Raw genomic sequence first — 26,073 nt, 5'->3', positions numbered from 1 at the left:
GCGGCGGGGCGCGCGGATAGGCTGAACGCATGACAAGCGAGCTGCTCGACCAGGCCCTCGTCGAGGAGGCCACGAAGAAGTCCGGTCTCATCTGGGTCAAGGGCACCGGTGCCCCGGCCGCCCGTGCGCTGTGGCACGTGTGGCACGAAGGTGCGGTGTGCCTGGTCGGTGACGGACCCGGGGAGCAGCCGCTGCCCGGGCTGGCCGACGGGGGCTTCGCCGAGGTGACCGTGCGCAGCAAGGACAAGGGCGGCCGGCTCGTCTCCTGGACGGCGTCCGTGTCCGAGCTGCCGTCCGGCTCCGCCGAGTGGGAGGCCGCGGTGGCCGAGCTCAAGGGCAAGCGCCTCAACGCCCCGGACGGCGAGGCGATGACCGCCCGCTGGGCCCGCGAGTGCCGGGTGCTCCGTCTGACCCCGACGGGCTCCACGACCCCGCTCCCCTCCACCAACCTGGCCGAGGCCCCCCAGCCGACCCCGGCCACGACCCGCCATCCGATCCCGGCGGCCCTCCCCCGACTCCTCACGGGCCGCCGCAAGCGCCGGTAAGTCCGAAGAACCGCGGCGACGCGCGACCAACCCCTGGGACCCGCACCGCCCGGCGGACCTCCGGCACCCCGGGCCGTTACGGCTCCGTCCTCGACGGCAACCGCCCCGAGCCCAGCCGCCGGTGCTTTCGTCCTACGACGTCGGGAGTTGCTTCCCGTAGTCGACGGTCTCGTTCTTCGGGGGTTGGGTCACGGTGAAGTTCTTGCCCCAGTCGGAGAAGCTGAGCGTTCCCGCGCCGCCGCCGCGGACCAGGCGGAGCGGGTACGGCTTGCCCTGCAGGGAGACGTCCAGCGTGCCGCCGGAGCCCTTGTCGCCGGTGATGCGGATGGTGCGGGTGCCCGACTGCTCGTGGTGCCCGTCCGTGGCCAGCGTGCCGTGCAGGGTCAGCAGGCCGTCGAGGAGCACGGCCTTGTCCGTGAAGCCGCTGAACTTCTTGTACACGGGATCGCCCTGCGGCACCTTCACGTACTTGCCGTCGAGCTTGTCCGCCGCCGCCGTGTCCCCGCCCTTGCCGTCGGCGCCCTCCGCGTGGCTCCAGAAGGCCGCGTCGGCCTTCAGATACAGCCGCTCACCGATCCGCAGCACATGGAAGGTCGTCCCCTCCGAGGTGACCGACCCGATGCCGCCCTCCGGCTTCAGACGCATGTCGAGCCGGTACGTGTGCCCGCGGGTGACGACCGTCCCGGACAGCCGCACCGCGTCCACGGAGCCGGCGGCCGCCCTGGTCCTGCTCTGGATCTTCTCCGCGGACAGCTTGCCCACGCCGTTGGTGCCCGCGTCCGGATCCTCGTTGCACGCCGCGAGCGCCGCCGTTCCCGTCATCACCAGTGCACACGTCGCGCTCACGAGCACGGCGCGGCGGATACGGCCCTGGGAAATCGCAGTCACAGGTGGGGCTGCCTTTCTGACGGGTCCTGAGCGGCGTACCGCAGCGTACCGGGGCCGCACCCGCCAGGCGGAGCCAGTCCGTCCGGACCGCTCACCAGGGCGTGCCCGATCAGGACGGGCTAGCCTGAAGCCCACCGAGCGGGCAATTCGGGAAAGGAACGCGATCCACAGCACTCCTGTACATAAAGGGAGCACAGTCATGGCAGCCGGCGCCCCCCGGATCTTCGTCTCGCATCTCGCCGGTGTCCCCGTCTTCGATCCGAACGGCGACCTGGTGGGCCGCGTACGCGACCTGGTGGTCATCCTCCGGGTCGGACGACGCCCCCCGCGGCTGCTCGGGCTGGTCGTGGAACTGTCCACCCGGCGCCGCATCTTCCTGCCCATGACCCGGGTGACCAGTATCGAGTCCGGGCAGGTCATCGCCACCGGCGTGCTCAACGTCCGCCGCTTCGAGCGCCGGCCCACCGAACGCCTCGTCTTCGGCGAACTGCTCGACCTGCGCGTCAAACTCGTCGAGACCGACGAGGAGGTCACCGTCCTGGACGTGTCCGTCCAGCAGCTGCCGGCCCGCCGGGACTGGGAGGTCGACCGGGTCTTCGTCCGCAAGGGGAAGAAGGGCAGCGCCTTCCGGCGCGCCAAGGGGGAGACGCTCACCGTCGAGTGGTCCGCCGTCACCGGGTTCTCCCTTGAGGAGCACGGGCAGGGCGCCGAGAGCCTGCTCGCCACCTTCGAGCAGCTGCGCCCCGCCGACCTCGCCAACGTCCTGCACCACCTCTCCCCCAAGCGGCGTGCCGAGGTCGCCGCCGCCCTCGACGACGACCGTCTCGCCGACGTCCTGGAGGAGCTGCCCGAGGACGACCAGATCGAGATCCTCGGCAAGCTGAAGGAGGAGCGCGCCGCGGACGTCCTGGAGGCCATGGACCCGGACGACGCGGCCGACCTGCTCGCCGAGCTCCCGGAGGCCGACAAGGAACGGCTGCTGAGCCTGATGCAGCCCGCCGACGCGGCCGACATGCGGCGCCTGATGTCGTACGAGGAACACACCGCCGGCGGCCTCATGACCACCGAGCCCATCGTGCTGCGCCCGGACGCGACCGTCGCCGACGCCCTCGCCCGCGTCCGCAACCCGGACCTGTCCCCCGCCCTCGCCGCCCAGGTCTACGTCTGCCGACCGCCGGACGAGACACCGACCGGCAAGTACCTGGGCACGGTCCACTTCCAGCGCCTGCTGCGCGATCCGCCGTACACCCTGGTCAGCTCGCTCGTCGACGACGACCTGCAGGCACTCGACCCGGAGGCCACCCTGCCGATCATCGCCGGGTTCTTCGCCACGTACGACATGGTGGCGGCGCCCGTGGTCGACGAGGCGGGCTCGCTGCTCGGCGCGGTCACCGTGGACGACGTACTGGACCACATGCTCCCCGACGACTGGCGGGAGACGGAGTTCCACCTGGACGAGGAGACCGACCGGGCAACGGGAGCGGGTGCGGGCGGAGGAGCGGGCCCGGACGAGGGGGCGGGTGCGCATGGTTCCTGAGCGCGAGAGCGCCACCCGCGAGCGCACCCTGGCCGGCGCCACCGCCGCCACCCGGCCGCGCACGCCCCGGCTCGACCAGCCGCGGCCGCGGCGGCGGCGGATCATGCCCGAGTGGGACCCGGAGGCCTTCGGACGGCTCTCGGAGAAGATCGCGCGCTTCCTGGGCACGGGACGCTTCATCGTCTGGATGACGGTCGTCATCATCCTGTGGGTGCTGTGGAACGTCGCCGCGCCGGCCGCCCTGCGCTTCGACAACTACCCCTTCATCTTCCTGACCCTGATGCTGTCCCTCCAGGCCTCCTACGCGGCCCCGCTGATCCTGCTCGCGCAGAACCGGCAGGACGACCGCGACCGCGTCAACCTCGAACAGGACCGCAAGCAGAACGAACGGTCCATCGCGGACACCGAGTACCTCACCCGGGAGATCGCCGCCCTGCGCACGGGTCTGGGCGAGGTGGCGACCCGGGACTGGATCCGCTCCGAGCTGCAGGACGCCATCAAGGACCTGGAGCAGCTGCGGCGCCAGGACGGACACCCCGCATTCCCGGCAGAGCGGACGGATCGCTCGGGCGGACGTGACGCAGAAGACCACTGAGGGGCTACCCGGACGCCGCACGGATCGCCGTACCATCGTCCTTATGGCTACGGAAGACGCGGTGCGCGAAGCACTGGCGACGGTGAACGACCCCGAGATCAACCGCCCCATCACCGAACTGGGGATGGTCAAATCCGTGGAGATCGGAGCGGACGGCGCGGTCGCGGTCACCGTGTACCTGACGGTCTCCGGCTGCCCGATGCGCGAGACGATCACGCAGCGCGTGACCGACGCGGTCTCCCGGATCGAGGGCGTCACCCGAGTCGACGTCACGCTCGACGTCATGAGCGACGAGCAGCGCAAGGAGCTGGCGAACGCCCTGCGCGGCGGCCAGGCCGAGCGCGAGGTCCCCTTCGCCAAGCCCGGCAATCTGACCCGGGTGTACGCGGTGGCCTCCGGCAAGGGCGGCGTCGGCAAGTCCTCGGTGACGGTGAACCTGGCGGCGGCGATGGCCGCGGACGGCCTGAAGGTGGGCGTGGTCGACGCCGACATCTACGGCCACAGCGTGCCGCGCATGCTGGGCGCGGACGGCCGTCCGACCCAGGTCGAGAACATGATCATGCCGCCGTCCGCGCACGGCGTGAAGGTCATCTCGATCGGCATGTTCACCCCGGGCAACGCGCCGGTCGTCTGGCGCGGTCCGATGCTCCACCGCGCGCTCCAGCAGTTCCTGGCCGACGTGTACTGGGGCGACCTGGACGTGCTGCTGCTCGACCTGCCGCCCGGCACGGGCGACATCGCCATCTCGGTCGCCCAGCTGATCCCGAACGCGGAGATCCTGGTCGTGACGACCCCGCAGCAGGCGGCCGCGGAGGTCGCCGAGCGCGCCGGCTCCATCGCCGTCCAGACCCACCAGAAGATCGTCGGTGTGGTCGAGAACATGTCCGGCCTGCCCTGCCCGCACTGCGGCGAGATGGTCGACGTATTCGGCACGGGCGGCGGCCAGCTGGTGGCCGACGGCCTGAGCCGCACCACGGGCACGACCGTCCCCGTCCTCGGCAACATCCCGATCGACGTCCGCCTGCGCGAGGGCGGCGACGAGGGCAAGCCGGTCGTCCTGACCGACCCCGACTCCGCGGCGGGCGCGGCACTGCGGTCGATCGCGGGGAAGCTCGGCGGACGCCAGCGCGGCCTTTCCGGGCTGTCGCTGGGGATCACCCCGAAGAACAAGTTCTAGGGGTCCCAGGAGCTTCCACGACCCTGTGCGAAGGGGCGCCGCTGTGCAGCGGCGCCCCTTCGCGCACGTCCCTGTCGGCTAGGCGTACGCCGCGATGTCCTTGATCATGGCGAAGCCGAGGCCGTACGCGCTCATGCCCCTTCCGTACGCCCCCACGTGCACCCCCTCCTGCGTCGACCCGGCGAGCACCCAGCCGAATTCGGACTCCCGGTAGTGGAAGGGAGTCGGCACGCCGTCGACGGGCAGGGACAGGGTCGACCAGTCCGGGCCGGTGAGGTCGTCCGCGAGGACCCACGCCGTCTCCGTCTGCTGCTCCAGCCAGTCGTCACGGAGGCTGTGGTCCATCTGGCCGGGCCAGGTGAAGGACAGCAGCCCCACACCGGCCAGCCAGGCCGCCGAGGAGACCGTGGTGGCCTCCAGGAAGCCCGTGCCGTCCGCGCTGCGCCGGGAGGGGTTCGCCGCGACGGTCACCACGACGGCGAACTTCTCCCGGGGCTCCGTCGCGGAGCCGACCGCGTACTCGTTCTTCACGGAGGGTTCGTCCCCGTGCCCGATCGAACCGTGCTCGACGGCGCCGTCGGCCGCCGTACCGACCTGCATCAGCCAGCGCGGCCCCGTGAAGGCCTCGTCGAGGCCGTACCACGGGAAGGGCGCCAGCAGGTAGCCGTCGACCGCACGCCGGGCGTAGGGGACCTGCCGGCCACCCTCCGCATCCGGCGCCTGCGCGACCGCCCCACTTGTCGTCTCCATGTGCCCGGACGCCTCCTCGCTCTCGTCGGACCGGGGTGGCCCGCCCCCCTTCGGGCGTACTCGTCCGGTCCGCACAACAACTCGGCAGCATATCCACCTCGCTGCGAGCAGCAGGGAAACCGCCCGCCGCGTGGGTCGTACGCGCGGCCTGTTCACGTCGCACGGGGCGCATGCGCGGTATGAAACGCGTCACGTCCCGGCGCGGGGGCGCACCGGGACGCGCAGTTCACGGGCGTACGACGGTCAGGTGGCGTCCGCGTCGAAGGGCGGACGCTCGTCCTTGGCGGGGTCTTCGGGCTTCTTCGTCATGTCGATGCGGCCACCGGACGAGGACGAGGCGGGCGAGGAAGAGGACGGCGAGGAGTCCGTGTCGCGGCTGTGGACCGCGTCCGTGACCTCGGCCATCTCCTTCTTCAGGTCGAAGCCGTTGCGGATCTCCTTCAGCCCCAGTTCGTCGTTGTCCAGCTGCTTGCGGATGAACGCCTTGGGGTTGAGGTCCTCGAACTCGAAGTCCTTGAACTCCGGGCCCAGCTCGGCGCGGATGTCCTGCTTGGCGCTCTCCGAGAACTCGCGGATCTTCCGGACCGTACGCATGACGTCCTGGATGACCTTCGGGAGCTTGTCCGGACCGAAGACGAGCACGGCGAGCACGATGATCGTGAGCAGCTCGAGCGGTCCTATGTCATTGAACACCTGAAGCTCCTTGCGATGTCCTCGGTCCTCGGCCCTCGGCGGTCTGCGTCACTGGTGTTCCGTGGTCCGGGCCGTGTCCACGGTACCCGGCGGACCTGTCCGATCGGTACCGTCCCGAGGTGTCCGTGTGCGTGTAGAGCACCGGTTTTTGGGGTTGTTTGCCTTGTGGGGCCATGCGCCGGGCTTCACCTGTGAGGTTTCTGTCAGTTGTCGTCGGAGGATCCGAGCACCAGCGAGACCGACCTGGGCCCGCCGTCGCGCTCGACGGTCAGCCGCAACCGGTCACCGGGACGGTGGGCCCGGGTCTTCACGATCAGTTCCTCCCCGGAGTGGACGGGCCGGCCATCCACCTCGGTGATGACATCGCCCGACCGGAGTCCGGCCCGGTCGCCGGGCCCGCCCGTGGTGACCGCGGGCGAGCCCTTGGCGCCCTTGGTGCCGATACGGGCGCCGTCGCCCGTGTAGCCCATGTCGAGGGTGATCCCGATGACCGGATGGGCCGCCTTGCCCTTGTTGATCAGCTCCTCGGCGACCCGTCTGGCCTGGTTGACCGGGATGGCGAAGCCGAGGCCGATGGAGCCGGCCTGGCCGTCTCCCGAGCCCGAGGCGCTGTCGGCGGACCGTATGGCGGAGTTGATGCCGATGACATGGGCCTGCGAGTCGAGGAGGGGTCCGCCCGAGTTGCCCGGGTTGATGGGCGCGTCGGTCTGCAGGGCGTCGACGTACGACACGTCGCTCCCGTCCTCGCTCTCCCCGCCGGCCGTGATGGGCCGCTCCTTGGCGCTGATGATGCCGGAGGTGACGGTGTTGGCGAGGTCGAAGGGGGCACCGATGGCGACGACGGGGTCGCCGACCTGGACGTTGTCGGAGTTGCCGAGCGGCAGGGGCTTGAGCCCGTGCACCCCGGTCACCTGCACGACGGCGAGGTCGTAGCCGGTGTCCCTGCCGACGATCCTGGCCTTGGCGGTGTCCCCGCTGCTGAAGGTCACCGATATCTCGCCGCCCGACGCGGCGAACTCGACGACATGGTTGTTGGTGAGGATGTGGCCGCGTGTGTCGAGCACGAAGCCCGTGCCGGTGCCCTGCTCGTTGCTGCCGGTCACATGCAGGGTGACCACGCTCGGCAGCGCACGGGCGGCGATCCCGGCCACGCTGTCCGGGGCCCGCCCGGCCGGTACCTTGCCCGACTGCGGCAGCTGGATGCCCCCCACACCGCCGTTGCGCTCCAGATAGGCCCCGACGGCCCCGCCGACGCCCCCGGAGACGAGGGCGAGCACCAGGGCCCCGCCGACCAGGGCCCGCCCGGCCCGCTTGCGGCGCTGCTGCTGGGTGGGGACCGCGGCGCCGTTCTGCTGGAGGGGGGCGTGGGCGGCGGACCAGGGGTCGTAGCGGTGCCAGGGGTCGGGATGCGGGGTGACGGCCTGGGCCTCGGGGGGCGGGAGCGGGGTGTCGTGGGGCACGGGGGTCGCGGGGGCGGGGACCGGTGAGGCGTGCGGCGGCACAGTGGCAGGGACCGGCGGGGCCTGCGGCGGCACCGGCGCGGGTGCGGGGGTGGGGAGCGTCGTGCCGTGCGCGGGTGTGGTCGCCGGGTGCTGGACCGGCGGAGCGGGTGCCCAGGGGCCCGGTTCGCCGTACGGCGGCGTGCTGTACGGGTCGGGGTCGTGCAGGGGCCGGGGGCGGTCGGTGGCGGTCGGTACGGCGGGAGTGCCGACCTCGGGCACGGTGGTGCCCGGCGCCGCCGGGAGCCGGGCGTCGGTCACGGTCGTCGACGTGTCGACCCGCGCCTCGACGCCCTGCCCGGGAAAGCCCGCGTCCCGCACGGCCGGCTCGGCGCCCTGCCCCTCGCGCTCCGCGTCCGGACGGGAGGGCGCCTCCAGCTCGAAGTCGCCGTCGGCGGGCGGCGCCGGGCGGGCCAGCTCGAAGTCACCCTCGCTGTCGTCCGGCACCGGAACCGCGGCCGCGGCATCCCCGGCCTCCGGAACCTGCGGCCGAGGCCGACTCCACCACTTTGCCTTGGCGGGCTTCGTCGGCTTCCCCTCGTTCATGCTCTCCCCACAGCCGGCCGCCCAACGTCGACTCCGCGCCGGAAACTCCGCCGCGGGCACGGCCCCTCACCGGATTCAACCAGGTTCGGGGGACAGCGCGCAGAGACCCGTCAGCGGGCCGTGCGGGGCGAGGAGGAGGAGGAGGTGGGAGCGGAGGCGGGGTCGGGGACGGGCGCGGCGAGCAGGCCGGGGCCGGTGACCTCGGGGGCCGAGGACCATGAGGTCAGGGCGACCGGCGGGGTCGTGTCGAGCGGTCGTATCAACGGGGACATGGCGGCCGCGCCGGCCACGACGGGCGCGGTCAGCCTGTGCACGGCGTCCTGGCCCTGCCCGTCGGCGGGGGACGGCACCCCGGGCACCAGCGGCGCGGACACCGAGGTCGGCACCACGGGAGTCTGACCGAGCAGCGTGCCCTGGGCGAGCAGCGGTCCGACGGCGCGACGGCGCTGGGTTTCGGGCGCCGAAGCGGGTCCTCCGCCCTGGGTGCGGGCCGGTGTGACATTGCTGCCGCTGCCGGAGCCGCCGCGGGCGTCCGCCGCCGTGTCACCCGGGATGCCCGTGGTCACGCCGCCCAGCGCGACCGCGGCCAGGGACACCGCCCCGGCCGCGACGAACGCGAACCGCAGCCCGCGCGAGGCGGACCGGTCGGCGTCGGGGCGGCCGACGGGGTGGATGCGGAAGCCACGGTCGGCGGCGGAGGGTGAGGCGTGGGTGGCGGGGACATAGCCGAACTCGAACCGGTCGGGGCGTCGGACCCCGAAGACCCCGGTGTCGGAGGCACGTCCGGACAGGCCCGTGCCGCCCAGCGGCGAGCCCGTGTCGTCATCGTCACCGCCACCGGGGAGTCCCTGGAGACGGGCCAGGAAGCTCTCGGACGGCGGGGGCGGGGCCGCCTCCGCGAAGACGTTCTTCAGCCGTCGCTGGGCGTCCGCCTCCGCCTTGCACCTGGCGCAGGTGGCCAGGTGGGCCAGGACGCGGTCGCGCGACTCATGACCGAGTTCCCCGTCCACGAGGGCGGAGAGCCGGTCTCCCAGGTGCTGCTCTGCGAGGCGTGCCTCGGCAGGTTTGGGTCGTGTTCCACTCACGCGGGCGCGCCCCCTCCTCCCAGCGCGGGCACGCGTGCCACGAACGAGCGCCGCTCGGCGGCCCGGGCCTCGGGGGAACGGTGGGCGAGGGCCTTGCGCAGCTGTGAGCGGCCGCGGTGGATCCGGGAGCGGACCGTGCCCAGCTTCACGCCGAGGGTCGCGGCGATCTCCTCGTACGACAGTCCTTCGATGTCGCACAGGACGACCGCGGCGCGGAACTCGGGCGCGAGGGTGTCGAGGGCCTGCTGGACGTCCGCGTCGAAGTGGGCGTCGTTGAACACCTGCTGCGGGGTCGGCTCCTTGCTGGGCAGACGCTCTGCCGCGTCCTCGCCCAGGGCGTCGAAGCGGATGCGCTGCTTGCGCCGGACCATGTCCAGGAACAGGTTCGTGGTGATGCGGTGCAGCCAGCCCTCGAAGGTGCCCGGCGTGTAGGTCGACAGGGAGCGGAAGACACGGACGAAGACCTCCTGGGTGAGGTCCTCGGCGTCGTGCTGGTTGCCCGTGAGGCGGTAGGCCAGGCGGTAGACCCGGCCGCTGTGCGTGCTGACGATCTCCTCCCATGTGGGCGGAGTCCATGCCTGAGCGTCCGCGTCGGTGGAGAACGTCGCGGTCTGGGCGGGGCCGGCGGCGTGGCCGGCGTCAGCAGCGGTGTCGTTCACGGATTTCGGCCTGCCCGCCGATCCGAGAAAGCGCCGAAGCACTCCTCCCCGATCCACAGGCGCAGCCGCACCTCCCCTGTCGGCTCTGGTGGTGTCCAGTGGAGCCCCTACCATAGCCACCTCGCCCGTTAGCTCCGGATAAGCGGTTTTACGAGAATTTGATCTGGGCTGATACGGCTCATACGGCTGCGTCAGCACTTGCTCGGCGTCCTGGTCCATCTCTTACCCCCGTCGGGTCCCCCCACCACTCGCTCATCCCTTTAAACGCCCGGTCCCATCTGCGGGTTCCCGGGGCCAACGGATACAGTCACGCCGAGGCAACCACGGGGACAGGAGAGGGTCATTACCGGCAACCGGCAGACGAGCTGGGCGTTCGCCGACGCCTTTGTCGCCGAGGACGACGCGCTTCGCTGGGCCCGTGACCGGGCCCGGGAGGCGGGCCTGCGCTCGGTGTCGCCCGGCGCGGGCGCCGCGCTGCGGTTGCTCGCCGCCACCGTGGACGCCAAGGCGGTCGCGGAGATCGGCACCGGCTGCGGGGTGTCGGGGATCCATCTGCTGCACGGCATGCGGCCGGACGGCGTGCTGACCACCGTGGATCCCGAGCCGGAGCACCAGCAGTTCGCCCGGCAGGCCATCCGCGCCTGCGGCTTCGCCAGCAACCGGGCCCGCTTCATCCCCGGCCGCGCCCTGGACGTCCTGCCCCGGCTCGCGGACGCCGGCTACGACCTCGTCTTCTGCGACGGCGACCGCCTGGAGTACCTGGACTATCTCGCTGAATCGTTGCGTCTGCTCCGGCCGGGTGGCGTGGTGGTCTTCGAGGGCGTCTTCGGTAACGGCCGGACGGTCGACTCGGGACCGCAGCCCACGGAGGTGCTGCGACTGCGCGAGCTGCTGCGCACGGTGCGCGAGAGCCAGGAGCTGGTGCCCTCACTGCTGCCGGTGGGCGACGGCCTGCTGTGCGCCGTCAAGCGCTGACCGCCCGCTCGGACGGCAGCGCGGTCGACGGACGCGGACCTGCGCCCGGGAACGCAACTGCCCCGGCACCGCGTACGGTGCCGGGGCAGCTGAAAGGGTATGGTCGCTGGCGCGTCAGACGACGACCTTCTTGAGGGCGTCGCCGAGCGCCTCTGCCTCGTCAGGGGTCAGCTCGACGACGAGCCGACCGCCGCCTTCGAGCGGAACGCGCATGACGATGCCCCGCCCCTCCTTGGTCACCTCGAGCGGGCCATCGCCCGTCCGCGGCTTCATGGCCGCCATGCTCGTTCCCCTTCCTGAAACCAGCTCATCGTCTGCCGACGGCCCTGGAGGGCACGCGCGATCCGTGTGGGACACGCGACACCGGCATCGAACACATTGCTTCCAAGCCATTATCCCGCATCTCAGGACCCGATGACCAACATCAGTCGGCATCGCTTGGGCAACGCGCGCGAGCAAAACCACTCAATTCGGCGATGTGACTGCGATACTGCGCCACCGCACGGACGTCGGCCGACGAAAACCGTGGCGGATTTCTTTGACGCAGGTCACACGTCGGGTCCGGCCCGTGGACGGGGTTCTCCGCCATGCTGTCCTCAGACATCGGCGTACCAAGTGGTACGTCAGAGCCGTTCACAGCAGAGGGGATGCGCCATGGCCGACACCGTGCTCTACGAGGTGACCGACGGGCTCGCAACGATCACGCTGAACCGCCCCGAGGCGATGAACGCGCTGAACATCGCGGCCAAGGTCGCCCTGCGGGACGCGGCACAGGAGGCGGCGGGCGACGGGTCCGTGCGGGCGATCCTGCTCACCGCCGCCGGGGACCGGGCGTTCTGCGTGGGCCAGGACCTCAAGGAACACATCGGGCTGCTCGCGGCCGACCGCGAGACGGGGGCCGGGCAGACGATGACCACGGTGAAGGAGCACTACAACCCGATCGTGCGGGCCCTCGCGGGGGCCGCGAAGCCGGTCGTCGCGGCGGTGAACGGGGTCGCGGCCGGGGCGGGCTTCGGTTTCGCGCTGGCGGCGGACTACCGGGTGGTGGCGGACACCGCGGCCTTCAACACGTCGTTCGCCGGGGTGGCGCTGACCGCCGACTCCGGGATCTCCTGGACGCTGCCGCGGGTCGTGGGCGCCTCGCGCGCCGCGGACCTGCTGCTCTTCCCGCGCAACATCAGCGCGCAGGACGCGTACGAGCTCGGCATCGCCAACCGGCTCGTGCCGGCCGCCGAGCTGCGGGCCGAGGCCGAGAAGGTCGCCCGGAAATTGGCCGACGGGCCGACGGTGGCGTACGCGGCGCTCAAGGAGTCGATCGCCTTCGGGCTCGCGCACTCCCTGGACGAGACGCTGGACAAGGAGGACGAGCTGCAGATCCTTGCGGGCAGGTCCGAGGACCACGCGATCGCGGTGCAGGCGTTCGTGAACAAGGAGAAGCCGAAGTATCTGGGCCGGTGACGGACGGCCGTCGGCCCACGGCCGACGGCCTCTTCCTCACCCGCAGGTCTACGCGTTGCTCACCCGCCGGTCTACGCGTTGCGGCGTGCGCAGCCTTCCAGGTGGTCGTTGACCAGTCCGCACGCCTGCATCAGCGCGTAGGCCGTCGTCGGGCCTATGAAGCGCAGGCCCCGCTTCTTGAGGGCCTTGGACAGGGCCGTGGACTCCGGGGTGACCGCGGGGACGTCGGAGAGGGTCCTCGGGGCCGGGCGGGCGGCCGGATCGGGGGCGTGGGACCAGATCAGGCTGTCCAGCTCGCCCGAGGACCACTCCGCGAGCACGCGCGCATTGCCGAGGGTCGCGTCGATCTTGGCGCGATTTCTGATGATGCCCGGGTCCACCAGGAGGCGTTCGCGGTCGTCGTCCGTGAAGGTGGCGACCTTCTCGATCCTGAAGTCGGCGAAAGCGGCGCGGAAACCCGGGCGGCGGCGCAGGATCGTGATCCACGACAGGCCCGACTGGAAGGCCTCCAGGCTGAGGCGCTCGTAGAGGGCGTCGTCGCCGTGGACGGGACGGCCCCACTCCTCGTCGTGGTACGTCACGTAGTCGTCGGTGGACAGCGCCCAGGGGCAGCGCGGCGTGCCGTCGGGGCCGGCCAGGGCGGTGCCGTCGCTCACCGCTGGTCCTCCTGCGCGGGCTTGTCCAGCCGGACGTGCGCGGCGGCCTGGGCACCGGCGAGCGCGGACTCCAGGTGGGCGATACGGGCGTCCCGCTCGGCGAGTTCGGCGCCGAGGCGGCCGAGGGCGTCGTCCACGTCCGCCATGCGGTAGCCGCGGGGGGCGAGCGGGAAGCGGAGGCTCTCCACGTCCGCGCGGCCGACGGGGCGGTCCGGGGGCAGCGAGTCGTCGAGGCGCTCGGGCGCGACCTCGGGCAGGGGGCCGGTGGCGCCCTCGCCGCCGCCCACCACGGCGAGTGTCACCGCGGCGACCACGACGGCGAGCGCGACGACCAGGAACAAGAACATAACCATCGCTGGGTCCCCACGCTCTGTAGTACTCGGTCTCTAAAGTCTCTCGCTCCGATCGTGCCATGCGAGTCTGACAGTTAGGGTCACAGGCGGGCGCGGGGCGGAACACAAGCACGACTCACTGGAAGAGGTCACAGGGGATGCTCAGGCTTGGCAGGCGGGAATTCGAGCCGCACGAGCCGGTGATCATGGCGATCGTGAACCGGACCCCGGACTCCTTCTACGACCAGGGGGCGACCTTCCGTGACGAGCCGGCGCTCGCGCGCGTGGAGCAGGCGGTGGCCGAAGGTGCCGCGATCATCGACATCGGCGGGGTGAAGGCCGGGCCCGGGGACGAGGTGACCGCAGAGGAGGAGGCGCGGCGGACGGTCGGCTTCGTGGCCGAGGTACGGCGGCGGTTCCCCGACGTGATCATCAGCGTGGACACCTGGCGGGCCACGGTCGGGGAGGCCGTGTGCGAGGCCGGGGCGGACCTGCTGAACGACGCCTGGGGCGGGGTGGATCCGGGGCTGGCCGAGGTCGCGGCGCGGTACGGGGTGGGGCTGGTGTGCACGCACGCGGGGGGCGCCGAGCCGCGGACCCGGCCGCACCGGGTGACGTACGACGACGTCATGGCCGACATCCTCCGGGTGACCCTGGGACTGGCCGAGCGTGCGGTGGCGCTGGGTGTGCCCCGCGAGTCGGTGCTGATCGATCCCGGTCACGACTTCGGGAAGAACACGCGGCACAGTCTTGAGGCGACCCGGCGGCTGGACGAGATGGTGGCCACGGGGTGGCCGGTGCTGGTGTCGCTGTCCAACAAGGACTTCGTCGGGGAGACGCTGGACCGGCCCGTGAAGGAGCGGGTGTTGGGGACACTGGCGACGACCGCGGTGTCCGCGTGGCTCGGCGCCCAGGTGTACCGGGTCCACGAGGTGGCGGAGACGAAGCAGGTCCTGGACATGGTGACGTCGATCGCGGGCCACCGCCCGCCGACGGTCGCGCGCAGGGGGTTGGCGTAGACGCTCCCCGCCGACGCCGACCCCCCGCTGCCGCTCACTGTGATGGGTACCCCAGGCCCTGGAACCTTCAGGCCTGGGGTCCTAGGCGAGTTGATCGGTCGCCTGGAGGAGCGTGTCCACTCCGTGGGGTCGTCCTTGAGGAAACCGGTGGCTTCGTCGAGCGCCATCGGCTCCGCTGGACCTCCCAGGTCACTCCGTACTCCTCCCTCCGGCTTCGAGGAGTATCCGCCGAGCCTCCGCATGGGGGACGGGGACTTCGGTGCGCCCCAGAGCGCGGTCCCGCTCAAGGCGGGCCAGCGCCAGAGCATCCTCAAGGTCTTCCAGTTCCGCCGGAGAGACGAGGACGGCAGTCGGGATGCCACGGTCGGTCAAGGTGATGTGCTCATGCTGGGCAGCACGGCGGGCAAGCTCGCCGAGTTTGCCCCTCGCCTCGGCGGTGGGACAGGTAGCAGACATGTATCACCTCGGCGCCTAACGCGCGGCTTCCTTCGACACCAGTGCCACCGCCTCCTCCACGTCGTCCGTGACGTGGAAGAGGAGCAGGTCCTTTTCGGAGGCCTTGCCCTGGGAGATCACGGTGCTCCTCAGCCAGGTGACCAGTCCGCCCCAGTACTCGGTGCCGAAGAGCACGATGGGGAAGCGCGTGACCTTCTGGGTCTGCACGAGGGTGAGGGCCTCGAAGAGCTCGTCCAGGGTGCCCAGGCCGCCGGGGAGCACCACGAAGCCCTGCGCGTACTTCACGAACATCATCTTCCGGACGAAGAAGTACCGGAAGTTGAGGCCGATGTCGACGTAGGGGTTGAGGCCCTGCTCGAAGGGCAGCTCGATGCCGAGGCCGACCGAGGTGCCGCCCGCCTCGCAGGCGCCCTTGTTGGCCGCCTCCATCGCGCCGGGACCGCCGCCGGTGATCACCGCCCAGCCGGCCTCCACCAGCCCGCGGCCGAGCCGCACACCGGCGTCGTACTCCGAGGAGTCCACCGGAGTGCGCGCCGAGCCGAACACGCTGATCGCGGGCGGGAGTTCGGCCAGGGTGCCGAAGCCCTCGATGAACTCCGACTGGATCCGCAGGACCCGCCAGGGATCCGTGTGGACCCAGTCGGACGGGCCGCCCGCGTCCAGCAGGCGCTGGTCCGTCGTGCTCGCGGTGACCTGGCCCCGCCGCCGGAGGACCGGCCCCAGGCGCTGCTCCTCCGGTGGGCGCTTCTTGCCCTCGGGGTTGCCAGTAGCCATGTGCGCTCCCTCCGCGTGCAGGTGTATCCACGCAAGAGTAGATCCACCCTGGTTACGCGCGGGGGACGTGAGCATGTCCGCATTGAAGCGTCAGGCCCACACCCGCCACGCGTCTCAGCTCGTCAGCCAGGCCCGCAGGCGCTCCTCGCCCGCCAGGATCTTGGCGATTTCAACCCTTTCATCCCTTTTGTGAGCCAAGTGGGGGTTTCCGGGGCCGTAGTTGACCGCCGGGATGCCCAGGGCGGAGAAACGGGAGACGTCCGTCCAGCCGTACTTCGGCTGCGGAGTGCCCCCGACCGCCTCGATGAAGGCCGCCGCGGCCGGGTGGGACAGCCCCGGCAGCGCCCCGCCGCTGTGGTCGTCCACCACGAACTCCGTCACGCCGCAGTCCGCGAAGACCTCGTGGACGTGCGCGAGCGCCTCCTCCTCGGACCGGTCCGGGGCATAACGGAAGTTGACCGCCACCACGCACTCGTCGGGGATGACGTTGCCCGCCACCCCGCCGGAAATGCGCACCGCGTTCAGGCCCTCGCGGTACTCCAGGCCGTCGATCACCGGGTAGCGCGGTTCGTACGCCGCCAGGCGGGCCAGGATCGGGGCCGCCGCGTGGATCGCGTTGGAGCCCATCCAGCCGCGCGCCGAGTGGGCCCGCTCGCCCTGCGTCCGCAGCAGCACCCGCAGGGTGCCCTGGCAGCCGCCCTCGACCTGGCCGTCGGAGGGCTCCAGCAGCACCGCGAAGTCGCCCGTCAGCCAGTCGGGGTGCGCCTCGGCCACGTGCTTGAGGCCGTTCAGGTCGGCGGCGACCTCCTCGTTGTCGTAGAAGACGAAGGTCAGGTCGCGGTTCGGGGCGGGGACCGTGGCCGCGATGCGCAGCTGGACGGCCACGCCGGACTTCATGTCGCAGGTGCCGCAGCCCCACAGGACGCCGTCCTCGTCGAGCCGCGAGGGGACGTTGTCGGCGATCGGGACCGTGTCGATGTGGCCGGCCAGGATCACCCGCTCCGCCCGGCCCAGCCGCGTACGGGCGACGACGTTGTTGCCGTACCGGTCGACCGTCAGATGCGGCAAGGAGCGCAGGGCGGCCTCGATCGCGTCGGCGAGGGGCTTCTCGGTGCCGCTCTCCGAGGGGAAGTCGACCAGCCGCGCGGTGAGCGCGGCGGCGTCCAGCGTCAGGTCAAGCGTGGTGTCGGCCATGGTGACGACCCTAACGCTCCCCCGGTCCGGCCGGGCCGCACCGCAGGCGCCACCCGCCTCCCGGGCCCGGAAGGCCTCCAGTACCTTGTACGGGTGCCAGAGCCGTCCCCCACTTCTCCCAAGCGTCGCGGCCGCCTCTTCCGTTTCAGCGCGGCCTTCTTCGTCCTGTTGGCCGTCACGGGCTATCTCGTGGTGCAGTACGTCACGGGTGGCACCAGAGCCCCGGGCTGCAAGGTCGTCTCGGCCGAAGGCGGCGAGACCCCCTACGAGTTCACGCCCGAGCAGGCGGTGAACGCGGCGACGATCGCCGCCGTCGGCACCGGACGCGGCATGCCCGAACGCGCCGTGACCATCGCGCTGGCGACCGCGCTGCAGGAGTCGGGCCTGCGCAACATCGAGCACGGCGACCGTGACTCGCTGGGCCTGTTCCAGCAGCGCCCCTCGCAGGGCTGGGGCACCGAGAAGCAGATCATGGACCCGACCTATTCGGCGGGCATCTTCTACGAGCACCTGGCCAAGGTGCCCGACTACAGGCAACTCCCGCTCACGGTGGCCGCGCAGCGCGTGCAGCGCAGCGGCTTCCCGGAGGCGTACGCCAAGCACGAGCCGGACGCCAAGCTGCTCGCCGCGGCCCTGACCGGACAGGCGGCGGCCACGCTGACCTGCCAGGGGCGCCCCGCGACGGGCACCTCTGCCGAGGCGGCGGCGACGGGTCCGGACGCCGTACGGGCCGCGCTGGTACGGGACTTCGGGCGCGACGCGCTCCAGGAGGCCGGCGCCGAGGTGAGCGGTGCGGCGGAGGCGAGTCCGTCCCCGAGCGTGACCGCCGAGGCGCAGGGCAGGACCGTGACCGTGCCGGTGCCGGAGGGCGCGAGGACCGACCGGAGCGGGCGCAGCGAGCGGGAGCGGGGCTGGCAGCTGGCCCACTGGGCGGTGGCCAACTCCTCGGCGCTGCACATCGCACGGGTCTCGTACGCGGGGCGCGTGTGGGCCGCCGGGAGCACGGACAGCCAGTGGCGCACGGCCGGCACGACGGGTGCCGCGGGTGCGGAGAAGTCGGCGGGGTCCGTTCGGATCGTGACCGGGCAGTAGTACGGGGGTTCACTCGCGGGGGTCACCCTGCGGGTGATGACGCGGCGGTGTGCGCAGGTTTTCGTGCGGTCACCCTCCTGGTCGTAAACGCCCTTGGAAACAAAGGGCCGTAAGGATTCTGCGAAGTCATACGGCGGGTGACTTTTGCCCGTTTTTATCCACAGCAGATAATGCGATGCGTTGCCAACTCTTTACCTTTGGGCTCCGCAACCTTCGTGGGCTTCGAGCGGTAGTCACTGCGTCCGAGCCCGGAGATCAACTGCCGGACACGGTCGGACACTTCAACGTTCCCTCCCGTCGAATGGAGCATCATGTCCCTCCCCCTGACCCGCAGGATCGCCCGTGCCGCGCTGCTCGTCGCAGCGGGAGCGGCAGCCGGGGTCGGTGCGGCCGGCTCCGCGAGCGCTGCCCCCGATCTGCCGGCCACTCCGAACCTCGGCGGCCTGACCGCACTGGACGGGGCTCAGGTCGGCAACACGGTCGACGGTGCCACGCAGCACGTCACCGGGCTCGCGGGCGACGCGGGCGGCCAGGCGGTCAAGAAGGCGGTGCCGGCCGCGGGCAAGGCCGGCGGCAAGGCCGTGCAGAAGGCGGCGCCCGCGGCACAGAAGGCCGCGGGGGACGCGGCCGGATCCGCCGGGCAGGTCCTCGGCGCCACGGCCGGGACGGCGACCAAGGGCGGGCTGCCCACGGACTCCCTCACCAAGGGCGGGCTGCCGACGTCCACGCTGCCGATGAGCGGCCTGCCGCTCGGCTAGGCATCTCGGTCTCGACAGCGCGAAGGGGTCCAGGGAACTCTCCCTGGACCCCTTCGCGCTGTGCAGTGCTGTGCAGGTGCAGTGCTGTGCTGTGCTGTGCTGTGCTGTGACGAACGGTGCGCTGTCCGGGCCGAGCTAGCCCGCCAGGCGCGCCACCGCGGCCGCCACGCGCTCGTCCGTCGCCGTCATGGCCACGCGGACGAACTTCTCGCCCGCCGTGCCGTAGAAGTCGCCGGGGGCGACCAGGATGCCCCGCTCGGCCAGATGGGCCACCGTGTCCCAGCAGGACTCGTCACGGGTGGCCCAGAGGTACAGGCTGGCCTCGCTGTGCTCGATGCGGAAGCCGTGGGCCAGCAGGGCGTCGCGCAGGGCGGTGCGCCGGGCGGCGTAGCGTTCGCGCTGCTCGCGGACGTGGATGTCGTCGGACAGGGCCGCGACGACCGCCGCCTGCGTGGGCGCCGAGGTCATCATGCCGCCGTGCTTGCGGATCTCCAGGAGGGGGCCCAGGACGGCCGGGTCGCCGGCCAGGAAGGCCGCGCGGTAGCCCGCCAGGTTGGACCGCTTGGAGAGGGAGTGGACCGAGACGATGCCCTCGTACGAGCCGCCGTTGACGTCCGGGTGCAGGACCGAGACCGGGTCGGCCTCCCAGCCCAGCTCCAGGTAGCACTCGTCGGAGAAGAGCAGGACGCCGTGCTCGCGGGCCCAGGCGACGATCCGGGTGAGCTCCTCCTGGCCCAGCACCCTGCCCGTGGGGTTGGACGGCGAGTTCAGCCAGAGGAGCTTCAGGTTCGTGGGGTCGAGCTCGGTCGGGTCGTCGTAGACCTCGTAGTCGGCGCGGGCCAGACGGGCGCCGACCTCGTAGGTCGGGTAGGCCAGACGGGGGTACGCGACCCGGTCGCCGGGGCCGAGGCCCAGCTGGGTGGGGAGCCAGGCCACCAGTTCCTTGGAGCCGACGATCGGCAGGACATGGCGGTGGGTGACCTCACGGGCGCCCAGCCGGCGCTCCAGCCAGCCCGTGATCGCGTCGCGCAGCGCCGGCGTGCCCCAGACGGTCGGATAGCCCGGCGAGTCGGCGGCGGCGATCAGGGCCTTCTGGATCAGCTCGGGGACCGGGTCGACCGGGGTGCCGACGGACAGGTCGACGATGCCGTCCGGGTGCGCCGCGGCCGTCTTCTTGTACGGCTCCAGCTTGTCCCAGGGAAAGGTGGGCAGACGGTCGGAGACTGCGGACACGATGTTCTGGCTCACTTTCGTCGGTAACGGCAAACGCCTCGGTCCCGTACGGCGATGATCAAGGCGATCGGGCCGTACGGGACCGAGGCGGCGCGCTGCGGGCTGCTGCCGGCCGCCTGCGGATTACTCGGCCTGCGGCGGGAGCGCGGCGATGAGGGGGTGGTCGCGCTCGATCAGGCCCAGCTTGCTGGCGCCACCGGGAGAGCCGAGCTCGTCGAAGAACTCGACGTTGGCCTTGTAGTAGTCCTTCCACTCCTCCGGAGTGTCGTCCTCGTAGAAGATTGCCTCGACCGGGCAGACCGGCTCACAGGCACCACAGTCGACGCATTCGTCCGGGTGGATGTACAAGGACCGCTGGCCCTCGTAGATGCAGTCGACCGGGCACTCCTCGATGCACGCCTTGTCCTTCACGTCGACACAAGGCTGCGCGATGACGTAGGTCACGCTGTCGTTCCTCCTCGATTGGGCGCTGGCGGGCCTCCGTAGGCTCCGCCGCCTGGCGCGCGGGAGCGCGGCGTCGTCGATGCCCGCCCCTAGTATCTCCGTTCTTGGGCATGATCCGAACAGGAGGGGTGAACCGACCTGTGGAAATCTCTGCCGCTGGGCGACTCGAGGTCCGTATCACCGCTGCTGACGTGGGTAAACGAGTCTCCGTACGGCGCTTGAGCGAACCTGGAACACGGGGTGAGAAGTTCACCGACACGGTGGGTGTTCTCACATCATGGGACAAGGGTGTGCTGCTGATCACACGAAAGAACGGGGAGACCGTCCGGATTCCGGAATCCTCGCTGGTCGCGGGCAAGGTCGTACCGGCCGCCCCGGCGCGTCGGCGGGGTCCCGCCGCCTCCTACGAGGAGCTCGCGCGCATCGCCTCGCGGGCCTGGCGGCCGGTGGAGAGCGAGCGGCTGGGCGAGTGGGAACTGCGCGCCGCCGAGGGGTTCACGCGGCGGGCCAACAGTGTGCTTCCGCTCGGCGACCCCGGCCTTCCGCTCGACGCGGCGCTGGAGGCCGTACGACGCTGGTACGGCGAGCGCGGCCTGCCCGCGTACATCCAGACCGCGACCGGCGCCGAGGGCACGCAGGAGCTGCTGTGCGCGGAGCTGGAGCGGCGCGGCTGGGTGCGCGAGGTGACCGCCGAGCTGTGGATCGGCGCCCTGGCGCCGGTGGCCGACCGGGACGAAGGCGCCCAGGTGGTGCTGGCCCGGGCGGCGGACGAGGCATGGCTGGACCGGTATCAGCGCAAGGGGGTGAGCGAGGTGGCCCTGAAGGTGCTGGGCAGCGGGCCGTCGGTGTGGTTCGCGACCGTCCCGGGTGAGGCCGGGGGCGCGCCGGCCGCGATCGGGCGGTGTGTCGTGGACGGCCGGTGGGCGGGCTTCGCGGCCGTCGAGGTGGCCCCGGAGCAGCGCAGACGCGGCCTGGGCAGTGCCGTGATGGCCGCTCTCGCCCGCCAGGCCCTGGCCGAGGGGGCCTCGGCCGCCTGGCTGCAGGTCGAGGATGACAACGAGGCGGCCCGGGCGCTGTACGCCGCCATGGGCTTCGCCGCGCATCACGCGTATCACCACTACCGGGAGCCGGGTGCCTCCGGCGCCGGCCGGTGATATGGATCATCGCCGGTCGGTAGGACGGATCATCGTCGATCGGTGGTACGGATCACCGTGAAAGGGCACGAGCCAGCTATGCGTCCCCCTTATCCCCCATCGCCGGAGCGGTCGGCCGAGGTGCGGCACCGGTTCGCCGAGGAGGCACGGTCCGAACGGCCCGACCTCTCGGCGCTGTGTCTGCTGCTCGGCGCGGAGGCCGACGGCTCGCTCGACGAGGCGGGCATGGACGCCGCGCAGATGGAGCTGGACCGGCTGGCGGGACAGCTGCCGTACCGGCCCGGCGGGCCCCTGGCCTGGGCGACGGCGCTGCACCACCTGCTCGGCGTCCGCTGCGAGTTCCACGGCTCCGCCGCGGACTACCGCCGGCTGGAGTCCTCGCTGCTGCACGAGGTGCTGCGGCGGCGGCGCGGGTTGCCGATCCTGCTGTCGGTGGTGTGGATGGAGGTGGCGCGACGGGCGGGCGCGCCGGTGTACGGGGTCGCGCTGCCGGGGCACTTCGTGGTCGGGTTCGGGGCGGCCGGGGAGCAGGTGCTCGCCGATCCCTTCGACGGGGGCCGGGTGCTCACGGGGACGGACGCCGAACTGCTCGTCGTCGGGGCGACGGGGGCTCCGCTGGACCCGGGCATGCTGGTGCCCGCGGATCCGCTGGATGTCGTCGTGCGGATCCTGAACAACATCCGGGCGTGGGCCGCGGCCCGGCCGGAGCGGTCGGACGTGGCCCTGTGGGGGGTGGAGCTGTCGTTGCTGCTGCCCTCGCATCCGGCGCGGCTGCGCTACGAGCGGGCGCAACTGCTCGTGCAGCGCGGCGAGTTCCTGGCCGGAGCGGCGGAACTGGAGGCGTACGCGGAGGTGGTGGCCGGGGTGGACGAACCGACCGCACAGCGGGTACGACGTCAGGCGCACACGGCGCGCTCCATGCTCAACTAGGGGCGACCAGGGAGGTGTTCCAGCGGGTTACAGCCAGCCCTTCTCCCGTGCGATCCGTACCGCCTCCGCCCTGTTCCGCACGGCCAGCTTCTGGATCGCCGTCGAGAGGTAGTTGCGGACCGTGCCCTGGGACAGGTGCAGGGCCGCCGCCAGTTCGGCGTTGGTGGAGCCGTCGGCCGCGGCGCGCAGCACCTCGCGTTCGCGGTCGGTGAGGGGGTTGGCGCCCTCGGCCAGGGCGGCCGCGGCGAGCGTGGGGTCGATGACCCGCTCGCCGGCCAGCACCTTGCGGACGGCCTCGGCGAGTTGGGCGGCCGGGGCGTCCTTGACCAGGAAGGCGTCGGCGCCCGCCTCCATGGCGCTGCGCAGATAGCCGGGGCGGCCGAAGGTGGTGAGGACGACCAGCTTGACCGCGGGAAGTTCCTTGTGGAGCCGGGCCGCGGCCTCGATTCCCGTGCAGCCCGGCATCTCGATGTCGAGCAGGGCGACGTCCACACCGTGCTCCCGGGCGGCCGCCGACACCTCGTCGCCGCGCGAGACCTGGGCCACGACCTCGATGTCTTCCTCAAGGCCGAGCAGGGCGGCCAGCGCCTCGCGGACCATCGACTGGTCCTCGGCGAGGAGAACCTTGATCGTGCTGCTCATGCCCCGGATACTACGTCCACCCCACTGGCCGTGGGCACACGGGCGACCAGCCGGAACCCATGCCTGACCCGGCCCGCCTCCAGCGTGCCGCCGACCTTCTCGAGGCGCTCGGTCAGACCGGTCAGACCATTGCCGGGACCCTTGCCGGAGCCGCCCGATCCATCGTCCTCGACGGAGAGTTCGAGGACCGGGCCGTCCAGCGTCTGGCGTCCGAGGAGCTCCACCGTGCAGCGTCCGGCGCCGCTGTGCCGTACGACGTTGGTGACCGCCTCGCGCAGCGCCCAGGCGAGGGCGGACTCGCCCTCCTCGGGGACGCCGTCGAGGACCGGTTCGGCGGGCACCTGGGCGGTGACCCCGGCGGCGGTCAGGGCGACCTGGGCACCGGCGAGTTCGGCGGCCAGCCGGGGACGCCGGTAGCCGGTGACCGCCTCGCGCACGTCGACCAGGGCCTGCCGGCTTACCTGTTCGATGTCGGCGACCTGCTGCGCCGCCTTGTCGGGGTGGTCGGGGAGCATCCGGCCGGCCAGTTCGCTCTTCAGCGTGATGAGGGAGAGCGAGTGGCCGAGCAGGTCGTGCAGGTCCCGGGCCAGGCGCAGCCGCTCCTCGTTGGCGGCGAGTTGGGCGACGGTGGCGCGGGCCTTGCGCAACTCGATGGTCGTACGGACCAGTTGGACGACCCCGGTCATGGCGAATCCGATGAGGAACACCAGGATCAGCAGGTCCAGGGCGTGCTGCTCGCCGACGTGCAGGCCGACCAGCAGCAGCACGCCCGCCGTCCCCGGGATCGCCCAGCAGGCGGCCCGCAGCGGGAGGGTGGCCCCGCAGGCGACGGAGACGTAGCAGTACAGGGCGAGCCAGGGCGCGCCGAGCGTGAAGGACAGCAGGGTCGCGAGGACCCCGAGGACGGCGATCAGGGCGCCGACCCGCCTCGGGGTGGCCGGGCTGCCCATGTCCCGGAAGACCAGGGTCAGATAGACCCCGACGAAGACCGCCAGGCCCACCCACCCGGCCACGGTCGCCCCGGTGGTGTGGCTCCCGGAGACGAGGTCGTCGACCGGGGCGCTGAGGAAGACCAGCCAGACGCCGATCCACAGCATCTTGCGCAGGAACAGGTCGCGCCGGCTGCGGGGGGACTGTCCCAGGGGGATCAGCTGCTCCCGGCGGGCTTCCTCGGTCAGCGGGTCTTCCGTCATGGCGCTCACGCCTTCAGCGTGTCCTTCCGGTACAGCCAGGCCGCGCCGCCCGCGAAGAGGACGAAGAAGACGGCGAGGACGGCGATGTCCTGGGCGTGCGGGGACTGGCTCTGCTCGATCGACCGCCCGAGGGCAGCGTACGCGTGCGTGGGCAGCCACTTCGCGATGTCCTGGAGCCACTGCGGGAAGGTCGTGGTGGGCATCCACAGGCCGCCGAGCATGGACAGGCCGAAGTAGGTGATCATCGTGATCGGGCGGACGGCGTCCCCGCTGGCGAGGTAGCCGATGGCGACGCCGAGCGCGGCGAAGACCAGGCTGCCGGCCCAGATGGCGCCGGTGAGGGCGAGCCACTGCCAGGCGTCCAGCCGCACGTCCTTCACTGCCGCGGCGACGACGAAGACGACGACGATGGAGGGCAGGCTGACGACGGCCGCGCTCGCGGTCTTGGCGAGGACGTATCCGCGCCCGGGCAGGGTGGTCAGCCGCAGCTGCCGTACCCAGCCGCTCTCCCGCTCCTTGGCGATGCGCTCGCTGTTGCCCATCAGGACCGCGGTCAGGGCGCCGAAGGAGGCCATGGAGACCATCATGTACGTCGGCACGGTGAGCCCGGTGCCGTCAATCTTGGTCTTGCTGTCGGCGTTGCCCGCGATGAGCAGGAACAGGGCGGAGGGGTAGATCACCGAGAAGAACAGGAACTTGCGGTTGCGCAGGGCGCGGGCGAGTTCCAGCTTGATGAGACTGTTCATGCCTGCTTGGCCTCCTCGGCCTCCGTGATGGCGACGAATGCCTGCTCCAGGCCGAGCCCGGCGACTTCGAGATTGCGGGGGTAGACACCGAGGCCGTACAGGGCGTGGACGGTGGCGTCGGCATCGGTGGACTGGATGCGGACGGTCTGGCCGGAGACGCTGACCGAGGCCAGGAAGGGCAGCGCGCGCAGGGCCGGCTCGTCGATGTCGCCCTCCAGGTCGAAGGAGACCCTGCGGGCCCCCGCCTTCGCCTTGATCTCGGCGGCGGTGCCGTCGGCGAGCAGCCGGCCGCGGTGCAGGACGAGCACGCGGTCCGCGATGGCGTCGGCCTCTTCGAGGTAGTGGGTGGCGAAGAGGACCGTACGGCCCTGATCGGCCTGTTCGCGCATGGTGGCCCAGAAGGCCTGGCGGGCGGAGACGTCCATGCCCGTGGTCGGCTCGTCGAGGACGATCAGGTCGCTGTCCCCGGCGGTGGCGAGGGCGAAGCGGACGCGCTGGGCCTGCCCGCCGGAGAGCTTGTTGACCTTGCGGTCGGCGATCTGGGAGATGCCGGCGCGGGCCAGTACGTCGGTGACCTTGTACGGCTTCGGGTGCAGATCGCAGGCGAGCCGGACCAGTTCGGTGACGGTGACCTCGTCCATCAGCCCGCCGCTCTGCAGCATGGCGCCCACCCGCCCGGCGACGATCGCCTCGCGCGGGCTGGTGCCGAAGACGCTGACCGTGCCGCCGTCGGCCTGCTTGAGACCGAGCAGCAGGTCGAGGGTGGTGGACTTGCCGGCGCCGTTCGGACCGAGCAGGGCGACGGTCTCCCCCGGGTGCAGCGCGAGCGACAGCCCGTCCACCGCCCGCACGCTCCCATAGGTCTTGCTCACCTGATCGAACCCGACCACCGGGGCGCCGGTGGTCACCGCTGTCGTTGTCATGGCGTCCATGGTGGCCAGGGGGGCCGGGTGCGGGGCAGTGTCGGGGGTCCTGAGAGCCGGATGACAGATGTCATACCGCCGACGTGACATGCCGGAGGGGCGCCCGGTGAACACCGGACG

The 26,073-nt window shown here is 71.7% G+C and carries 29 protein-coding genes; 11 read left to right on the top strand and 18 right to left on the bottom strand.

The genetic code is table 11. The features are described from left to right. The first annotated feature begins 29 nt into the window (after window positions 1-29). Window positions 30-545, top strand: coding sequence for a hypothetical protein (locus AB0I54_RS02845; RefSeq protein ID WP_363294058.1), 516 nt, complete (start codon window positions 30-32; stop codon window positions 543-545). Between the two features lie 132 nt (window positions 546-677). Here AB0I54_RS02845 and AB0I54_RS02840 read toward each other — a convergent pair whose 3' ends face one another. After that, a complete protein-coding gene (locus tag AB0I54_RS02840) occupies window positions 678-1,433 on the bottom strand; it encodes a hypothetical protein (RefSeq protein ID WP_363294057.1) in 756 nt (251 codons plus the stop codon). 199 nt (window positions 1,434-1,632) lie between these two features. Here AB0I54_RS02840 and AB0I54_RS02835 point away from each other — a divergent pair, with 199 nt between their 5' ends. Genes AB0I54_RS02835 through AB0I54_RS02825 form a run of 3 tightly spaced genes read left to right on the top strand, consistent with a single transcriptional unit; the run spans window position 1,633 to window position 4,742 of the window. Further along, window positions 1,633-2,970 carry a CBS domain-containing protein gene (locus tag AB0I54_RS02835; RefSeq protein ID WP_363294056.1) on the top strand — a complete coding sequence of 446 codons (1,338 nt, stop codon included), beginning with the start codon at window positions 1,633-1,635 and terminating at the stop codon, window positions 2,968-2,970. Then, window positions 2,960-3,565, top strand: coding sequence for a DUF1003 domain-containing protein (locus AB0I54_RS02830; protein WP_363294055.1), 606 nt, complete (start codon window positions 2,960-2,962; stop codon window positions 3,563-3,565). The genes AB0I54_RS02835 and AB0I54_RS02830 overlap by 11 nt, the downstream gene beginning before the upstream one ends. A gap of 43 nt (window positions 3,566-3,608) precedes the next feature. Beyond that, the gene (locus AB0I54_RS02825) at window positions 3,609-4,742 is read left to right on the top strand and encodes an Mrp/NBP35 family ATP-binding protein (RefSeq protein WP_363294054.1); all 1,134 of its coding nucleotides are present in this window, start codon (window positions 3,609-3,611) and stop codon (window positions 4,740-4,742) included. A 78-nt stretch (window positions 4,743-4,820) separates the two neighbouring features. On the opposite strand, the gene AB0I54_RS02820 is transcribed toward AB0I54_RS02825, so the two are convergent. The 5 genes from AB0I54_RS02820 to sigE all read right to left on the bottom strand — a co-directional run bounded on the left by AB0I54_RS02820 (window position 4,821) and on the right by sigE (window position 10,016). After that, window positions 4,821-5,492, bottom strand: coding sequence for a hypothetical protein (locus AB0I54_RS02820; protein ID WP_363294053.1), 672 nt, complete (start codon window positions 5,490-5,492; stop codon window positions 4,821-4,823). A gap of 243 nt (window positions 5,493-5,735) precedes the next feature. Continuing rightward, window positions 5,736-6,185 carry a sec-independent translocase gene (locus tag AB0I54_RS02815; RefSeq protein ID WP_363294052.1) on the bottom strand — a complete coding sequence of 150 codons (450 nt, stop codon included), beginning with the start codon at window positions 6,183-6,185 and terminating at the stop codon, window positions 5,736-5,738. Between the two features lie 203 nt (window positions 6,186-6,388). Continuing rightward, the gene (locus AB0I54_RS02810) at window positions 6,389-8,230 is read right to left on the bottom strand and encodes a trypsin-like peptidase domain-containing protein (protein ID WP_363294051.1); all 1,842 of its coding nucleotides are present in this window, start codon (window positions 8,228-8,230) and stop codon (window positions 6,389-6,391) included. A gap of 110 nt (window positions 8,231-8,340) precedes the next feature. After that, window positions 8,341-9,315: an anti-sigma factor gene (locus tag AB0I54_RS02805; protein WP_363294050.1), complete on the bottom strand. Its 975-nt coding sequence runs from the start codon at window positions 9,313-9,315 to the stop codon at window positions 8,341-8,343. Continuing rightward, window positions 9,312-10,016 carry an RNA polymerase sigma factor SigE gene (sigE, locus tag AB0I54_RS02800; protein WP_363294049.1) on the bottom strand — a complete coding sequence of 235 codons (705 nt, stop codon included), beginning with the start codon at window positions 10,014-10,016 and terminating at the stop codon, window positions 9,312-9,314. The genes AB0I54_RS02805 and sigE overlap by 4 nt, the downstream gene beginning before the upstream one ends. A 234-nt stretch (window positions 10,017-10,250) precedes the next feature. Here sigE and AB0I54_RS02795 point away from each other — a divergent pair, with 234 nt between their 5' ends. After that, window positions 10,251-10,949 carry an O-methyltransferase gene (locus AB0I54_RS02795; RefSeq protein WP_363294361.1) on the top strand — a complete coding sequence of 233 codons (699 nt, stop codon included), beginning with the start codon at window positions 10,251-10,253 and terminating at the stop codon, window positions 10,947-10,949. A 114-nt stretch (window positions 10,950-11,063) separates the two neighbouring features. Here the strand turns inward: AB0I54_RS02795 and AB0I54_RS02790 are convergent, their stop codons facing one another. Next, window positions 11,064-11,231, bottom strand: a complete 168-nt coding sequence (locus AB0I54_RS02790) for a DUF3117 domain-containing protein (protein ID WP_018544333.1) — start codon at window positions 11,229-11,231, stop codon at window positions 11,064-11,066. 372 nt (window positions 11,232-11,603) lie between these two features. Between AB0I54_RS02790 and AB0I54_RS02785 the strand changes: the two genes are divergently transcribed. After that, window positions 11,604-12,407, top strand: coding sequence for an enoyl-CoA hydratase-related protein (locus AB0I54_RS02785; RefSeq protein WP_363294048.1), 804 nt, complete (start codon window positions 11,604-11,606; stop codon window positions 12,405-12,407). 71 nt (window positions 12,408-12,478) lie between these two features. Here the strand turns inward: AB0I54_RS02785 and AB0I54_RS02780 are convergent, their stop codons facing one another. Together AB0I54_RS02780 and AB0I54_RS02775 are read right to left on the bottom strand one after the other, a co-directional pair. Then, on the bottom strand, window positions 12,479-13,063 hold the full coding sequence (locus AB0I54_RS02780; RefSeq protein ID WP_363294047.1) for a DNA-3-methyladenine glycosylase I: 585 nt from the start codon (window positions 13,061-13,063) through the stop codon (window positions 12,479-12,481). Continuing rightward, entirely contained in the window at window positions 13,060-13,416 is a 357-nt protein-coding gene (locus AB0I54_RS02775; RefSeq protein WP_363294046.1) for a DivIVA domain-containing protein, read from the bottom strand. The genes AB0I54_RS02780 and AB0I54_RS02775 overlap by 4 nt, the downstream gene beginning before the upstream one ends. A gap of 137 nt (window positions 13,417-13,553) precedes the next feature. Here AB0I54_RS02775 and folP point away from each other — a divergent pair, with 137 nt between their 5' ends. After that, window positions 13,554-14,414 carry a dihydropteroate synthase gene (gene folP, locus AB0I54_RS02770; RefSeq protein WP_363294045.1) on the top strand — a complete coding sequence of 287 codons (861 nt, stop codon included), beginning with the start codon at window positions 13,554-13,556 and terminating at the stop codon, window positions 14,412-14,414. 189 nt (window positions 14,415-14,603) lie between these two features. On the opposite strand, the gene AB0I54_RS02765 is transcribed toward folP, so the two are convergent. The 3 genes from AB0I54_RS02765 to dapE form a co-directional block, all read right to left on the bottom strand. Continuing rightward, entirely contained in the window at window positions 14,604-14,870 is a 267-nt protein-coding gene (locus AB0I54_RS02765) for a type II toxin-antitoxin system prevent-host-death family antitoxin (protein WP_363294044.1), read from the bottom strand. A gap of 15 nt (window positions 14,871-14,885) precedes the next feature. Then, window positions 14,886-15,644, bottom strand: coding sequence for a TIGR00730 family Rossman fold protein (locus tag AB0I54_RS02760; RefSeq protein ID WP_363294043.1), 759 nt, complete (start codon window positions 15,642-15,644; stop codon window positions 14,886-14,888). Window positions 15,645-15,758: 114 nt separating this feature from the next. Continuing rightward, complete coding sequence (dapE, locus tag AB0I54_RS02755) at window positions 15,759-16,838, bottom strand: succinyl-diaminopimelate desuccinylase (RefSeq protein WP_363294042.1); 1,080 nt, start codon at window positions 16,836-16,838, stop codon at window positions 15,759-15,761. Window positions 16,839-16,931: 93 nt separating this feature from the next. Between dapE and AB0I54_RS02750 the strand changes: the two genes are divergently transcribed. Beyond that, a complete protein-coding gene (locus AB0I54_RS02750; RefSeq protein WP_363294041.1) occupies window positions 16,932-17,930 on the top strand; it encodes a heavy metal transporter in 999 nt (332 codons plus the stop codon). A gap of 311 nt (window positions 17,931-18,241) precedes the next feature. Continuing rightward, entirely contained in the window at window positions 18,242-18,688 is a 447-nt protein-coding gene (locus tag AB0I54_RS02745; protein ID WP_363294040.1) for an ATP-binding protein, read from the top strand. 135 nt (window positions 18,689-18,823) lie between these two features. On the opposite strand, the gene AB0I54_RS02740 is transcribed toward AB0I54_RS02745, so the two are convergent. Next, window positions 18,824-19,921 (bottom strand): bifunctional succinyldiaminopimelate transaminase/glutamate-prephenate aminotransferase, encoded by a 1,098-nt coding sequence (locus tag AB0I54_RS02740; RefSeq protein WP_363294039.1) that lies wholly within the window; start codon window positions 19,919-19,921, stop codon window positions 18,824-18,826. A gap of 123 nt (window positions 19,922-20,044) precedes the next feature. After that, on the bottom strand, window positions 20,045-20,365 hold the full coding sequence (gene fdxA, locus AB0I54_RS02735; RefSeq protein ID WP_263212261.1) for a ferredoxin: 321 nt from the start codon (window positions 20,363-20,365) through the stop codon (window positions 20,045-20,047). A 140-nt stretch (window positions 20,366-20,505) separates the two neighbouring features. Here fdxA and AB0I54_RS02730 point away from each other — a divergent pair, with 140 nt between their 5' ends. Beyond that, a complete protein-coding gene (locus tag AB0I54_RS02730) occupies window positions 20,506-21,519 on the top strand; it encodes a GNAT family N-acetyltransferase (RefSeq protein ID WP_363294038.1) in 1,014 nt (337 codons plus the stop codon). 78 nt (window positions 21,520-21,597) lie between these two features. Next, window positions 21,598-22,449, top strand: coding sequence for a transglutaminase-like domain-containing protein (locus AB0I54_RS02725; protein ID WP_363294037.1), 852 nt, complete (start codon window positions 21,598-21,600; stop codon window positions 22,447-22,449). A gap of 27 nt (window positions 22,450-22,476) precedes the next feature. Here the strand turns inward: AB0I54_RS02725 and AB0I54_RS02720 are convergent, their stop codons facing one another. From AB0I54_RS02720 to AB0I54_RS02705, 4 genes are read right to left on the bottom strand one after another with little or no spacing between them, the layout of a single operon-like run. Then, the gene (locus tag AB0I54_RS02720) at window positions 22,477-23,091 is read right to left on the bottom strand and encodes a response regulator transcription factor (RefSeq protein ID WP_363294036.1); all 615 of its coding nucleotides are present in this window, start codon (window positions 23,089-23,091) and stop codon (window positions 22,477-22,479) included. After that, on the bottom strand, window positions 23,088-24,284 hold the full coding sequence (locus AB0I54_RS02715; RefSeq protein WP_363294360.1) for a histidine kinase: 1,197 nt from the start codon (window positions 24,282-24,284) through the stop codon (window positions 23,088-23,090). The genes AB0I54_RS02720 and AB0I54_RS02715 overlap by 4 nt, the downstream gene beginning before the upstream one ends. Window positions 24,285-24,289: 5 nt before the next feature. Then, on the bottom strand, window positions 24,290-25,030 hold the full coding sequence (locus tag AB0I54_RS02710; protein ID WP_363294035.1) for an ABC transporter permease: 741 nt from the start codon (window positions 25,028-25,030) through the stop codon (window positions 24,290-24,292). Then, window positions 25,027-25,953, bottom strand: a complete 927-nt coding sequence (locus AB0I54_RS02705) for an ABC transporter ATP-binding protein (RefSeq protein WP_363294034.1) — start codon at window positions 25,951-25,953, stop codon at window positions 25,027-25,029. The genes AB0I54_RS02710 and AB0I54_RS02705 overlap by 4 nt, the downstream gene beginning before the upstream one ends. Window positions 25,954-26,073 lie beyond the last annotated feature (120 nt).

Origin of the sequence: Streptomyces sp. NPDC050625 (assembly GCF_040654755.1) — a bacterium.
Classification (GTDB): domain Bacteria; phylum Actinomycetota; class Actinomycetes; order Streptomycetales; family Streptomycetaceae; genus Streptomyces.
This window is presented reverse-complemented; position numbering and strand designations above follow the sequence as displayed.

Excerpts from the sequence above, each read along its gene's own strand:
- AB0I54_RS02845 (WP_363294058.1), top strand. The coding sequence starts at position 30 with ATGACAAGCGAGCTGCTCGACCAGGCCCTCGTCGAGGAGGCCACGAAG.
- AB0I54_RS02835 (WP_363294056.1), top strand. The coding sequence starts at position 1,633 with ATGGCAGCCGGCGCCCCCCGGATCTTCGTCTCGCATCTCGCCGGTGTC.
- AB0I54_RS02830 (WP_363294055.1), top strand. The coding sequence starts at position 2,960 with ATGGTTCCTGAGCGCGAGAGCGCCACCCGCGAGCGCACCCTGGCCGGC.
- AB0I54_RS02825 (WP_363294054.1), top strand. The coding sequence starts at position 3,609 with ATGGCTACGGAAGACGCGGTGCGCGAAGCACTGGCGACGGTGAACGAC.
- AB0I54_RS02820 (WP_363294053.1), bottom strand. The coding sequence starts at position 5,492 with ATGGAGACGACAAGTGGGGCGGTCGCGCAGGCGCCGGATGCGGAGGGT.
- AB0I54_RS02810 (WP_363294051.1), bottom strand. The coding sequence starts at position 8,230 with ATGAACGAGGGGAAGCCGACGAAGCCCGCCAAGGCAAAGTGGTGGAGT.
- AB0I54_RS02790 (WP_018544333.1), bottom strand. The coding sequence starts at position 11,231 with ATGGCGGCCATGAAGCCGCGGACGGGCGATGGCCCGCTCGAGGTGACC.
- AB0I54_RS02785 (WP_363294048.1), top strand. The coding sequence starts at position 11,604 with ATGGCCGACACCGTGCTCTACGAGGTGACCGACGGGCTCGCAACGATC.
- AB0I54_RS02775 (WP_363294046.1), bottom strand. The coding sequence starts at position 13,416 with ATGGTTATGTTCTTGTTCCTGGTCGTCGCGCTCGCCGTCGTGGTCGCC.
- folP (WP_363294045.1), top strand. The coding sequence starts at position 13,554 with ATGCTCAGGCTTGGCAGGCGGGAATTCGAGCCGCACGAGCCGGTGATC.
- AB0I54_RS02765 (WP_363294044.1), bottom strand. The coding sequence starts at position 14,870 with ATGTCTGCTACCTGTCCCACCGCCGAGGCGAGGGGCAAACTCGGCGAG.
- AB0I54_RS02760 (WP_363294043.1), bottom strand. The coding sequence starts at position 15,644 with ATGGCTACTGGCAACCCCGAGGGCAAGAAGCGCCCACCGGAGGAGCAG.
- dapE (WP_363294042.1), bottom strand. The coding sequence starts at position 16,838 with ATGGCCGACACCACGCTTGACCTGACGCTGGACGCCGCCGCGCTCACC.
- AB0I54_RS02745 (WP_363294040.1), top strand. The coding sequence starts at position 18,242 with ATGTCCCTCCCCCTGACCCGCAGGATCGCCCGTGCCGCGCTGCTCGTC.
- AB0I54_RS02725 (WP_363294037.1), top strand. The coding sequence starts at position 21,598 with ATGCGTCCCCCTTATCCCCCATCGCCGGAGCGGTCGGCCGAGGTGCGG.
- AB0I54_RS02720 (WP_363294036.1), bottom strand. The coding sequence starts at position 23,091 with ATGAGCAGCACGATCAAGGTTCTCCTCGCCGAGGACCAGTCGATGGTC.
- AB0I54_RS02715 (WP_363294360.1), bottom strand. The coding sequence starts at position 24,284 with ATGACGGAAGACCCGCTGACCGAGGAAGCCCGCCGGGAGCAGCTGATC.
- AB0I54_RS02710 (WP_363294035.1), bottom strand. The coding sequence starts at position 25,030 with ATGAACAGTCTCATCAAGCTGGAACTCGCCCGCGCCCTGCGCAACCGC.
- AB0I54_RS02705 (WP_363294034.1), bottom strand. The coding sequence starts at position 25,953 with ATGACAACGACAGCGGTGACCACCGGCGCCCCGGTGGTCGGGTTCGAT.